The organism is Methanobacterium sp., from assembly GCA_039666455.1.
Lineage (GTDB): Archaea > Methanobacteriota > Methanobacteria > Methanobacteriales > Methanobacteriaceae > Methanobacterium_D.
In genome coordinates this window covers 1-12638 of record JAVSLW010000009.1, presented here as the reverse complement: position 1 = coordinate 12638, position 12638 = coordinate 1, and the positions used below count along the sequence as shown (strand labels likewise).

15 protein-coding genes are annotated in these 12638 nt (G+C 34.3%); 11 read left to right on the top strand and 4 right to left on the bottom strand.

Annotation, left to right across the window (positions count from 1 at the left end):
• Positions 1-16: 16 nt before the first annotated feature.
• Positions 17-445, top strand: a complete 429-nt coding sequence (locus PQ963_02055) for a class III signal peptide-containing protein (protein ID MEN4028451.1) — start codon at positions 17-19, stop codon at positions 443-445.
• An 11-nt stretch (positions 446-456) separates the two neighbouring features.
• On the top strand, positions 457-1341 hold the full coding sequence (locus tag PQ963_02050) for a DUF2101 family protein (GenBank protein ID MEN4028450.1): 885 nt from the start codon (positions 457-459) through the stop codon (positions 1339-1341).
• A 111-nt stretch (positions 1342-1452) separates the two neighbouring features.
• Here the strand turns inward: PQ963_02050 and PQ963_02045 are convergent, their stop codons facing one another.
• Positions 1453-1860 carry a hypothetical protein gene (locus tag PQ963_02045; protein MEN4028449.1) on the bottom strand — a complete coding sequence of 136 codons (408 nt, stop codon included), beginning with the start codon at positions 1858-1860 and terminating at the stop codon, positions 1453-1455.
• 256 nt (positions 1861-2116) lie between these two features.
• Between PQ963_02045 and PQ963_02040 the strand changes: the two genes are divergently transcribed.
• The 7 genes from PQ963_02040 to PQ963_02010 all read left to right on the top strand — a co-directional run bounded on the left by PQ963_02040 (position 2117) and on the right by PQ963_02010 (position 8734).
• Positions 2117-3025 carry a hypothetical protein gene (locus tag PQ963_02040; GenBank protein ID MEN4028448.1) on the top strand — a complete coding sequence of 303 codons (909 nt, stop codon included), beginning with the start codon at positions 2117-2119 and terminating at the stop codon, positions 3023-3025.
• A gap of 5 nt (positions 3026-3030) precedes the next feature.
• Positions 3031-5178: a hypothetical protein gene (locus PQ963_02035; GenBank protein ID MEN4028447.1), complete on the top strand. Its 2148-nt coding sequence runs from the start codon at positions 3031-3033 to the stop codon at positions 5176-5178.
• Between the two features lie 33 nt (positions 5179-5211).
• Complete coding sequence (locus PQ963_02030; GenBank protein ID MEN4028446.1) at positions 5212-6288, top strand: hypothetical protein; 1077 nt, start codon at positions 5212-5214, stop codon at positions 6286-6288.
• Complete coding sequence (locus PQ963_02025) at positions 6289-6702, top strand: hypothetical protein (protein ID MEN4028445.1); 414 nt, start codon at positions 6289-6291, stop codon at positions 6700-6702.
• A gap of 67 nt (positions 6703-6769) precedes the next feature.
• Positions 6770-7219, top strand: coding sequence for a peptidase (locus PQ963_02020; GenBank protein MEN4028444.1), 450 nt, complete (start codon positions 6770-6772; stop codon positions 7217-7219).
• Between the two features lie 21 nt (positions 7220-7240).
• A complete protein-coding gene (locus PQ963_02015; protein ID MEN4028443.1) occupies positions 7241-8038 on the top strand; it encodes a hypothetical protein in 798 nt (265 codons plus the stop codon).
• Between the two features lie 15 nt (positions 8039-8053).
• Positions 8054-8734, top strand: coding sequence for a TIGR00289 family protein (locus PQ963_02010; protein ID MEN4028442.1), 681 nt, complete (start codon positions 8054-8056; stop codon positions 8732-8734).
• Between the two features lie 13 nt (positions 8735-8747).
• Here the strand turns inward: PQ963_02010 and PQ963_02005 are convergent, their stop codons facing one another.
• The 3 genes from PQ963_02005 to PQ963_01995 are packed head-to-tail and all read right to left on the bottom strand — an operon-like array spanning position 8748 to position 10507.
• Entirely contained in the window at positions 8748-9128 is a 381-nt protein-coding gene (locus tag PQ963_02005) for an RNA-binding domain-containing protein (protein ID MEN4028441.1), read from the bottom strand.
• A gap of 40 nt (positions 9129-9168) precedes the next feature.
• Positions 9169-9747, bottom strand: coding sequence for a nucleoside monophosphate kinase (locus PQ963_02000; protein MEN4028440.1), 579 nt, complete (start codon positions 9745-9747; stop codon positions 9169-9171).
• A gap of 4 nt (positions 9748-9751) precedes the next feature.
• On the bottom strand, positions 9752-10507 hold the full coding sequence (locus PQ963_01995; protein ID MEN4028439.1) for a 4-phosphopantoate--beta-alanine ligase: 756 nt from the start codon (positions 10505-10507) through the stop codon (positions 9752-9754).
• A 142-nt stretch (positions 10508-10649) separates the two neighbouring features.
• Here PQ963_01995 and PQ963_01990 point away from each other — a divergent pair, with 142 nt between their 5' ends.
• On the top strand, positions 10650-10886 hold the full coding sequence (locus tag PQ963_01990) for a hypothetical protein (GenBank protein ID MEN4028438.1): 237 nt from the start codon (positions 10650-10652) through the stop codon (positions 10884-10886).
• A 17-nt stretch (positions 10887-10903) separates the two neighbouring features.
• Positions 10904-11929 carry a M42 family metallopeptidase gene (locus PQ963_01985; protein MEN4028437.1) on the top strand — a complete coding sequence of 342 codons (1026 nt, stop codon included), beginning with the start codon at positions 10904-10906 and terminating at the stop codon, positions 11927-11929.
• Positions 11930-12638: the final 709 nt, after the last annotated feature.

Here is a 12638-nt window from a genome sequence, read left to right as displayed (position 1 = left end):
TTAGGTAGTGAATGAAATGGATGATAAGGGACAGATTTCAGCAGAATATTTGCTATTGATTGTGGTGATTTTAACTATTTTGACTGCTGTAACTATACCTTTAATGGGACAGGCCATTGATGCAAGTAACGATGTTTCATGGACTTCTGATGCAAAAATAGCGGTTGAAAGCACTGCAAACGCAGTAAATATAGTTTATGCAAACGGTCCAGGTTCTAAAAGAACGTTTAATGTTTATATTCCTCAAAACAATATGAAACTTCAAACCAGAGGTAATGAAATTTTCATTATTACTAACCTTTCAGATGGAACTCTTAAAAATGTCTCCAGTACTACTAACTACAATCTAAACACCACTTCCATCACTTTAAATAAAACCTGGCATACTCTTCAAGTTGAATGGCTAACAGGACAAAATCAAATCACTATTAGAAGGGTAAATTAGAGGGAATTTTAATGAAATTATTTACAATATTTGGAGATTTAGTTATAGGGATATTTAATTTTGTCGGAATGATTATTTTAGAGATACCTAACATTCCAAACAGATTAAAAGGCATAAATACTGATAATATCAAAGATAAGGTGGACCCTGATGTTATTAAGGAAAAGATTTATAGAATAAAAAATGATAACCGGATTCAGGAAACAATATCAAAGATGGGAGTTCCTGAAATTTATAGAAAAGATGAATCAGATGGAAGTACCATATTTGTTAATGACTTAACCCAAAATAAACAATTAAAAGAGGAATTCACATCAGAAGAAAAGGAAAGAACTGTTTTCATGCTTCAAATCATGTCTGGAGCATTTTTAGTTATTTCAATGCTTTTTATATTTAATTTCTTATCTTTGACCCTTTATGCAATTTCTGGACTTGCCTGCGTGGTATTTATAGTTTATACTCTGTTTTCAAAGATTAAATTAATGTATGCGGCTGATTTTAATGCTTACCGTGATTTCTTTTTGATGTATGTTGCTGTTGGGTTGGCACTGGTTTTTGTTGGAACCAATCCCAATTTTGTGATGTCATTTTCATTTGAGTTTCTACCGTCCCTTTCTGTTTTAATATTTGCAGTTATATCTGTCGCTGCAGTTTTTTTAATTTTCAGAATAAGATATCATCGAAACTTTACCTATGGGACTGTAATTGAAACCGGTAAAAAAACAGCTTATGTTAAGGTTGATTATGATATCTGTTCAAATGTAAAGCCAGATATTTACATTGTGGATAACAGTTATGGTGCAGATGATGGAAACAGGGTTAAAATTCAAATAGAAGAAAAATTTTTGAGCATGAACGGAAATAAACCAGGCAGTATAATAGAAATATTAAATTAACACTTTTTTGAGCTTATGTGGTAGGGAAACTTTACACTTTTATCTATAAACTGCGTTAACCTAAAAAAGAAGAATGAATTGCCCTGAAGTACATAAAGAGTTATGCAACGCTTAGACAATTATAACACCGTATGTATGCCTGCCTGTTACCACCACGTCGTCAAAGAAATTGGTTGTATTACGTACGTCAATTGTATACCCCAGGTCAGCAATAGACTGTAAAGTTGCATTAAATATTGTCCTGTTACTGTTATCTGAAATAGGGCCCGATACATTTATTAAAAGTGTTAAATTTTGACCACTTCCATTTATTCTAACATCATTAACTCTTAAAGGTTCCATATTCCTATTTAAAAGAGCTAAATCAGTTGCAGCATCCATAGCCCCGGTTCTTGCTGCTGCAGTCACCGTGTTTATTTCGTTTTGATCTCCAGCATATGCTCCCACTAAAAGAACTATTACCAGCATAAGAGCAACGACAAGCACGAATTCTATTGAAATCTGTCCTCTTTGATCCATTTTAACCATGTTATTTTATTTTTGTACAGAGTTATATTATTTACTACTTTCCTCCATTTCTTTAGATAAAAAATCTTTTTTGATATATTTGTAAATCAAATGGGATCAGTAATTATTTAAATTTAATAATACTTTTTCAAGGTGAGATAAGACTTTACAAATATATATATGTATTATATGGCAATAACTAACAATTAATAATGTTTGAGTACTGGATAATCATTAATATGTATATTTAAGAACATGGGGGATGTAATTGGGACTATTAAGAAAAGATTCAAGGGGTCAAATATTTTCTCTGGACCTTTTACTTGCACTTATCCCCATTACTCTGATAATAGGTATGGCTGCAGCTAATATGGACAGCATGCTTTATTTAACGCAGAGTGCTGTTTTTCAAAGCTCAACAGAACGCGCTGCTTCAGATACTGTTCGTTCATTACTTGAAACATCAGGGAGTCCAATAGATTGGGAAATGTCTGGAAATCCTCGAATAGCAGGGCTTGCTGAATATGATTACATTAAAAGTGTACCTGTAGAAGGCACGACAGACGCAATTAAGTTAGGACAACTTAATCAATCCCATATTCAGGACATGATTGGAAATGATTACGGTTTTTTCCTTAATGTTACAAGAGTAGGAGATAATTACTCAGTTAAGACGTTAGGAACCTATAACAGCAGTGCAAAAAATATTGTAAGGATAGAACGATTTGTACTTTATGGATACTTGAAAATTGTTTCATCTGCAAAGGATCTGCTTAGATATAATCCCGGCCCTCCAAGAGTCTATACAAGTCCGCCTGATCCATTTCCAACTAATTTAAATTATGTAAATACTTTTGATTACTGGGCTTTAGTGGTTAACAGAGGTTATGATTCTGCAACAGTTGAAATTAACAATAATAGAGTTGTAGACCCTAATGATTTCCGCGGTCAGGCAACAAGATATGCTAATATAACTAAACAGGTTGATTCAAGGTTTTTATATAATGAAACTTATTTCATGAACAATACTGTTACTGTAAGAGGAACAAGTAATCCCTGGAGTTCATTGGATGTTTATATTGTGCAGGTTCCTAAGAATACAGATCCAGGTCAAATTAATCCAGATAATATTGAGCGTAAAAGATACAGATTTTTATTTTATTTATGGGTTAAGTGATAAAAATGGACGATAAAGGATTTATATTTACTACAGATGCCACACTGGCACTGGTTATTTTTATGGTTTTTACCACGTCTTTTATTACATACCAGATGATGCCAGTCTATATGGGTGATGACCATCAGCATCTCGAAGCACTTGCTGACAGTGCTTTAGCAGTGATGGAACAGGATGGAACATTGAATACTGCAGCAGTTTATTATGCTGGTGGCCGTCCAAATAACGCTACACAGATTTTAAATTCATCATTAAACTCCATGATACCGGGAAACATAGGTTATAAAATAACACTTGGATCCAATCCGTCTCTTACCAATAACAGAGGTCTACTTTACTCTAATAATGTAGCTACAAGAGTTAAAGTAATATCTGGGCCTCAAGAAGGATGGGTAGGTCGTGCGTGGTACAAGGTTGAGGAAGTTGAATTTGAAAATCAAACTCAAAATGTTACCACCACTTTATGGAATTTCCACAACTGGTTACGTAATTTTTCTCCGTGGAGAGATAGTAATGGCCGTGCTAGATTAGCTTCATTCCCTCACTGGGGATCAGCTTCAGGTGCTCCAAACACACCAATAAATATACAATTTTCTATTCCCAATGGTGCAACAATTCGAGGTGGAGTTTTCCTTGCAGGTTCATGTAATCAAAATCGTTCAACTACAGGAACAGGTCCTGCGTATGGACTGAACTTTACTTTAAATGGATATACTTATCCTGTTAATGCAAACCAGTTTGATTTTTTGTATAAAACACCTCCCACATCAGGTAGTAATAGACAAAATTTCCCGATGTACAATTATCAGGGAGTAATTGATTATAATAGGATGGTTAACGGCGTAAATAACTATAGTGTCAAATTTACAAGTCCTGTTTATAACTATATTGATAGTAACTTGAGAGGGCATGACATGCCCTGGTTTTCATTAATAGGAAATTATACAACTAACATAGAAGTTCCCAAAGGACTTAATACTACCAGATTTCCGTTTAACAATGCAGCAGGACTGGCAGTTGAAAGTCCACAGGATTTGGATGGAAACGGACAGGCCACTGAATATGGTAGAATATATGATATTAATACGGGATCAGTTACTTCTTTCACCAATTTAAGAAGAGTAACTTGGAGCAATCTGTTAAATAGAAATCATGGTTTTGATAATGGTGTTCCCTTTGTTATAACAAATATCCCCAATATAGGTACAGCAACTGCAGTTAGCATTGTTCAGGATATTTATATTCCTTCTAATACTCGAATATTTGATGCATTTACTGTGGTAAATGCCTATGGTGGGGTAGATAATGCTTTGGTTGAAGTATGGGACGGTACTCGTTGGAACACTGCTTTTTGCTCTTTTAGTGTGGGTTCAACTCAATACAGTGCCAGGAGTGATGGCTATGGAAATATTCCCGGAATAATTTATATTGGCCCTAATAGTACGGCCCCATTACAGGTTGGAAATAATAAAGTAAGAATAACTGTTTGGGACAATGTTCCTGGAAATGACTATGACCTTAGTGGTCTTGTTAGTTGCTACACACAAATTACAACTACAAAATTACCTATAAGATGGGAAAATTTCCCTTACCAAAGTTATCAAAGTAATAATAATCAGCGTACAGAAACACGTTCTTTTACAGTGGGGGCTGATGCTCAAAAGGTATTGTTTTTTGCAGGGGTTGGAACTGATTCAAGAAACATAAAAATTGAATATCCGGGTGGAGCAGTTTTATATGATAATTCTACAATCCCATATTCTATAGATCTTTCTAACTTGGATGCTGCAGGACCCCGTGTGTTCACTAATGGAACTCCTGGAAATTATACTTTAAAACCCGGCACTTATAATCTTATGGTTACAGTTACTGGACCTGCAAATAACTGGGAATCAGGGGATTTTGATGCTAATGCTGAAATATTTTCAGGGTCACGTATAGCAGTACTTTACCCTAAATTTTTAGAGAATGTCTGGACAACAGCATATGCTGAAAATGCCAGCGCCGCTGAAAATGCTGCTTATGTAGAACTAATCAATATATTGAACTCCGCAGGGATCAATCCAGAACCTGATTTAATAAGAAAGGAAGCAATGTATGCTGGTGATTTACCTAATGCTTTGCCTGTTAGATTAGAATTATGGAGGAACTAAAAAATTTTTAATTAAACTTTAGAAGGCGTTAAAATGGATGAAAAAGGTTATACATTTACTCCACTGGTATTTTTACTTTTTATACCTGTAATGATAATTGCAGTTTCATATGGAGAAATTGTTGAAGAGATAAATACTATTTCTACAATTGCACTGGGAGGGGATGTATCACACGATGCTGCTATCAATATTTATGCTTCAATTGAAAAGGGTGCTGCTGATGCAGGCAGAAACGGCGCTTATAATGCAACAAGGAAAGTTATTGATGATGAAAGATTTTTAAACAACAGCCAGAACTACATAAAAACGCATATACTGGTCAATCTTAATTCACATGTTATTGAAACCTGTAAGAATATTGAATATCAAACTGGAAGAGAAGTATACATAAATAATATCCCTATCACCAATTACACCCGAACAACTTTCACTGATAGTGACCTAAACATTACTCAGGAGGATCCTTTTGGGTTTTATGTGAACATTAAAGAAGGAATACCAATTAAAATTATTCAAAGAGATCAGGTATATGAAGGAAAAACTCCAAAAATAAAGGTATATGTTTCCATTGAAGGAATAGAAGACCCATATATCTGGTTAAATGCCAAAAACAGAAAAAGTAATATTATATACAAATATCCTCACCAAACATATACTCCTGTTTTTGGTTTAGAATACAATTTTGCAATTGATGGTATGAATGAAGCTACTAAATTACATTACTTATGGGAATGTATGAATGGTACTGACAATCCATCCGGTATTTTCCCAAGACCTTATTATTTTCAGGATTTTAGAGGTTTATCTTTCTTTGACAGATTAGAGAATAGAACAAATAATACTTCTGTAAGTCTTCCAAACAATCGTATAAGTACATTTATATTGGGAGATCCTCTCTGGGAAGAACATGGTAGAAAAGATGTTTCAAGGGTCGATCATGAGTATTTCAGAAATATTCCGGGTACTATACTTCAAACAAGAAAAGGAAACACATATAATACAATAAGGGAACCTGATGATGCAGGTACTCCAAATGGTGAAATATTCTATCTTTCAGAAAATTATAAGACATTTTTAGGTCTTACAGGCAGTCCTTATTCATATAATTAGGTGATTAAAATTTTAAAAGACGAAAAAGGAATTGCAAGTGCTGAGCTGATATTTGTCACTTTAATATTTATTATAATTGCAGGGAGTTTTATCAGCCTTGTTAACAGCAGCATGGATAAAACTGAAACAGGAGATCTTGGAAAAGTAAGGATTGTTGGTGAAAAAATAGCTACAACCATAAACACAGTTTATAAAAACGGTGCTGGTTATTCCATAAACTTGGATCTTCGTGATGATGTTAATTATACGGCAAAAGTAAACAGTACAGGATATGTGACAGTGGCGTATAAAGGACAAAATATTCCCATAAAATTAATTGCTAAGGATTATATTGAAAATATTACCATGAATGCTGGAGATCGGTATAAAGTTTATAACGACAATGGCACCATAAGATTTACATCAATATATTAACAAGATTTTTAAATGATAAAAATTATTTCATTATAAGTGACAAGAACTATTTAACTGGAGTTATCCTATGGATCTGGAACCAGGATGGGAAAAAAAAGCTTTGATTATAGTTGCCGTTGTAACTGTAATTCTGGTAGTGTATGCCTACGGACCATTTAATGGTAATGCCAGAGCTGAAGTTGTAAACAACACATCAGAAGCTCCAGTAACTGAACCTGCCCCAGTCCCAGCCCCACAGGTTCCTACGTTCAACAACTCCACATCCAGTAACATTACCAGCGTTAATGTGACCGGTGGAAATAATGGAACTTATCAGGTTACAGCTGATCAGGCCAAAAAAATTGCATCACAACCTAATTTTACAGCAGGAGAACCTGCAAAAGGTAATATAATGATTAATAACAATAACACTGCTGTCTGGATTGTTCCCCTTATGAAAGGCACTGTTATATTTAAAAGAATATATGTTGATGCTGCAACTGGAATTATCGTTGGAAGCGAAGAAGTAAAGAATTAATAACCAGACAGGAAAAATATCATGGAAGCCATCGCAGTAATTATAATGGTAATTTTATTCATCATTTTAATGGTGTTTGTTTTCTCAACCGCACTCCTTACACCGATAATAGGTAAAAAAAACCTTTTAATGGTGGTATCCATTGGTTTTATTGTTGGAATAATTGGTGGAGTCTTTTTTATAAGTCCGGTGATGGACGATATACCTGGAATAGCCTCTTCATTTTACACTTCAACTTCCAGTGACATAGAAACCATAAATGTGGATATTTCAACAAATCTGAACATTAACCAGTTTGTAAACAGTGCCAGACAAATTGAGGGAGTTAAAAGTGTTGAAGTTAGGGGAATAACTGTAAAAACCACTCCATTTTCTGATAAATGGAAAGCGGTACTCCCAAAAAGAATACCTGCTTCCAATAAAGGAATAAGATCTGCCCAGATACTATCTAATGATACCATAGAAATTGAGATTCAAAATCAGGCTGATCCTCAGGATGTGATTAAAAAATTAGAGGATTGGCTGATGCTTGTAGGTGCAATAGACGTTAAATACAGCTCAGCCCATGCATCTCTTCAGGTTGAATCTGCCCGGGTCTATGATGTTTCCAACCAGTTATCAGGAGATGTTGTTATTACAGGTATTCAGGGCCCCACACAGGACAGGATTAATTATATAAAATCAATTATCCCTGATAAGAGCAGTGTAATTATTTTATGCGGCCTCCTTGGAATACTGGTGGGCCTTGCAGGCCTATTTATAGATACACTGATAAGCCTTTTTGACAGATTTAAAGAAAGGTTGAGGAAGGAAAATTAGATTTCAGGTGGCATAATGAAGGTGGCAGTTCTCTTCTCAGGCGGTAAAGATAGTACAATGGCTTATTATAAGGCTCGTGAAGAAGGGCATGAAGTTAAATATCTGGTATCTTTAATTTCAGATAATCCTGCCTCTTACATGTTTCACGTGGCCAATATACATATTACAGAACTTTCTGCTGAAGCACTGGGTGTTCCTCTTATCCGGAAAGTTACAAAGGGTATTAAAGAAGAAGAATTGGAGGATTTAACCACTGTTTTAAGAGATTTAAAGAATGAAGGAATTGAAGGTATTTATTCTGGTGCATTACATTCTGTTTACCAAAAATCAAGAATTGACAGTATCTGTGAAGAATTAGGACTTAAATCATACGCTCCACTCTGGCACAGGGACCCAGAAGAATATATGAAGGAAGTTATTGAGCTTGGATTTGAGGTTATTATTACAAGCGTTTCAGCAGAGGGGCTTGACGAGTCCTGGTTAGGTAGAAAGATCGATTCTGCTGTTCTTGAAGATATCATTGCTTTAAATAAAAAGTATGGAATACACATTGCCTTTGAAGGGGGCGAGGCAGAAACTCTTGTTTTAGATGGGCCTGTTTTTAATAAAAAAATTAAAATTACTGAATCTGAAGTGATTTGGGAAAGAGATAGTGGTTATTTTTTAATTAAAGATGCAGTTTTGATAGATAAATAAAACCTTCCTGAAATTATTTTATTTCAGGAGCCATCCAGTCTATTAATTTATCTGGATCATCAGTTTTGATTTCAACATCTATTTCACCCAGAGGACATAGACTATCCTCCACTAAATTTAATGTCCCGGCAAGTGCTGCCTGTTTACTTAATCTAAAGTGAATTTTACCGGCAGTTATTCCCTTAAGCATTATTTTCCGTACAGCTCCCCTTATTTTCCTTTCTCTTAATTCGTCTTTTAAATTTTTAACTGTTTCTATCCCTCCAGATACACAGACGTAATCGTCCCCTATTTCAATTTCATCATATTCAATAACGTTTGCAATAGCTTTAATAACTTTATCCATATCCTCTGTTGGATTAACTGATGCTTTAGCGTATATTTCACAGTTCATAACCACATGTTCCCCTATTTTTAAATCTTATTCATTCTCTTCAATAATTACCTTTCTTTTTGCCCTGTATTTTCATTTCTTTTTTTAATATGTTTCTTACTGAGTTTTTATACTTCCAGATTGGCCCTTCATTTACTATCATGTAGTCTGCTGCTGCAATAACACTGCCAATCCCAAATTTAAGTTCTCTTTCATCCCTATTTTTAAATTCAAGGATACTTGTCGAATCATCAGATCGTTTACGCCGTTTTAATCTCATAAAACGTGTTTTTGGGCTGCTGTAGATAGCAATAACTTTGAACTTTCCAAAATGTTTTTTAAATATTTCCACTTCTGCAGGGCTTCTTATACCTTCAATTACAAATTTCAGTTCATTTTTATCATCTGTAGTGTTTTTTAACGCTTCTTCTATTATTTCAACGCATTTTTCAGCTACCACATATTTCCCATAATCTTCACGGAGTTTTACTGCTGTTTCTCCAATATCTGCATTTTTTTTAAGTGCTTCGTCTCTAATTACGTCTCCCATTCGAATTACATTGATTCCAAGATTATTTGCTACTCTTGCCACCACACTTTTACCTGATCCAGGTAGTCCGGTCACTCCAATTACCTGCATGATTTCACTCTTTTTCAAATTCATTAATAGAATTTAACATGACCTTCAAAGAATCTTTAAGGTTATTAACGTTGTTAAAATTGTCAACTATTCTTTTCAGTTCTTCTCTATCTCTATCTTTAAGTTTAAGAACATTTTCTATAAGGCATGATATTGATCTTGTTATGTTGTCCACAACTGTAATGGAAGCTGTCCTGGCAGTTCTTGATAAAGGATTTAAATCCACAGCTATAACCAATTTTCCTGATTTAATCAGTGCTTCTGTCCTGTCGCCGTCTTCAAGAGGAACCAGGACCACATCAGCTTTATAGATTCCTCCACTACTTACATCTCCACGCGGATGATTTAAGCCTTCTATATGTTTTAATTCCTTACTTTCAGTTCCTAAAACTTCTTCTGCACCTGCTTCATTTAGCACCTTTAAAATGGTTTTAATTCTTTCTTCTGTTCTGTAAAACAGGTTAATTTCTATTTTTGCACCTAAAATATCGGCCAGTTCCACTATTTCACTGCTTACAAGTGCAGCGGTATTCCCATTAACAGATATCACCGGATTTTTAGCAAGTAATAGTGCCGCAGCAGCGGTTTTAATGGATTTTCTGGCAGCTGCAGTTGTTTTTTCTCCTATCAAATAGTCAAATGTTTCTCCCCTTCCATGAGCAATCATTCCTGCATCTGCTAAAATCCCTGATTTATATGCATCTACGATTTTTTCCCTCGACAAAAGAGAATGGTATCGTGGATGGTCTTTGGGTATCATAAATTTCACTTTTTTAGTTATTATCTGAAAATTAATTCAGCCATAGAAAAAATATATCTGTTTAAATTTTAATATATTACACTTAATAAAGATATTTGTTGAATCTTTTAGATATCTAAAATCATAGTTTGAGTGGATTGATATGAAAGACACAGTAGAAATAAAAACAGATGAAGAACAAGCTGAAAGAACCAAAAAAAAGAAGCCTAAAAGAAAAATTAATAAATACGGTGTTTATATAAGTATCATCTTCATAGTCACTGGTTTACTATGGTATGCAATAAACCTGGGCATTATTCCCATTCAATTAGTTATACAGCAGGCCGGACCTATAATAATCATAATTCTGGGGATATTAATTTTAATCAAGTCTTTATAACGATTTAGAGGTATATTATGAGTGAATTACTAAAAAAACTTTCCAATGCTCCTGGAGTATCTGGTTTTGAAGAGGAAATCCGTAAAATAATTACAGACGAGTTAAAAGACCATGTTGACGAAATTGAAGCTGACAATATGGGCAATATAATTGCAGTAAAGAAAGGCAAAAATGGTAAGAAAATAATGCTTGCAGCCCATATGGATGAAATTGGGCTTATGGTAAGATTTATTGATAAAAATGGTTTCATTAAGTTTTCCAAGATAGGAGGTATTAACGACCAGATGCTTTTAAACCAGGAAGTCATTATACATTCAAAAAAAGGAAAAATTCTGGGAGTTATAGGCGCAAAACCTCCCCACAGGATGAAACCTGCAGAAAAAAAGAAGGTACTTGAATATGAAAACATGTTTATTGATATAGGCGCCTCAAACAGGGAGGAAGCAGAAGAACTCATTAGCATTGGAGATCCTGTAACCATCAAACATGAATTTTCAAATCTCCGGGGAAATCTGGTAACTGGAAAGGCATTTGATAACAGGGTGGGTTGTTACGTCCTTGTTGAGGCCATGAAGCGCGCAAAAACCAGTGCAACCATTTATGGTGTAGGCACTGTTCAGGAGGAAGTGGGACTTAAAGGGGCAAAAACATCTGCTTTTAAAATAAATCCAGATATGGCGATTGCACTGGACGTTACTATTTGTGGAGATCACCCTGGAATTAAATTTGAAGATGCCCCTGCTAAAATTAACAAAGGTCCGGCCATTATTTTAACAGATGCAAGTGGAAGAGGAACAATTACGCATCCCATGGTTAAAAAACTCCTTATTGAATCTGCAATTGAGGAAGAAATCCCTTATCAGCTTGAAGTAAGTGAAGGTGGTACAACTGATGCTACTGCAATTCATTTAACCCGCGAGGGAATTCCCACAGGTGTTTTATCAGTTCCAACAAGGTATATCCACACTCCGGTTGAGGTTGCAAGCCTTGAAGACATAGAAAATACCATCAAGCTTCTTATAGCAGCAATTGAAAAGATTTAATTATTTAAATCTATTTTATTTTAGGGTCTGTAAAGTTAGGGGTGTTGAAAAATCAGAGATTTTCACATGCTGGTTTTTTTTTTATGTGTTTTTTCTCCAGTTTTCCATTTTTAGTAGATATTTGGTTAGTTAGAGATGTAATAGAGAAATTCATGAGTATTATGACTTTATAACCGGATATTTTATGACCCAACAACCATATTATTATTTAATTATATCTATATATTAATATATTATTTATTTTTTAAAATCCTTCATACATAGAGGAATTTTTTTTAATCTATTAATAAATATTTCTATTTTTATCATTTAGAAAGCTTAATATATGAAATTATTACAAACCAGTGCATATGATTGTATGAACGTATTGTATGACCTCATAAGATCACATAAAAAATTAAAAGGGGGTGAAAAATGAAATGAAAAAACAAGCAACTTTCTTAGCACTAACAGCGCTACTTATAATTCTTCTAAGCAGCGCAGTTTCAGCAGAAAACACAGCAGGCAATAGTTCTAGTAATAATTCGTTCCAATCACCGACAACTGTAAACAATACAACCAGTTATCCAGATCCTATAATATCAGGAGTATAGTTGATTACTTAATATTTTTCACTGTTGATATGAATTTTTGAATCCAGTTTTCATAAAAGGATTTTTCTCCTATTATTTCTTTAAATATTTCCTCAAAAACATTTTTTAATTCTTCT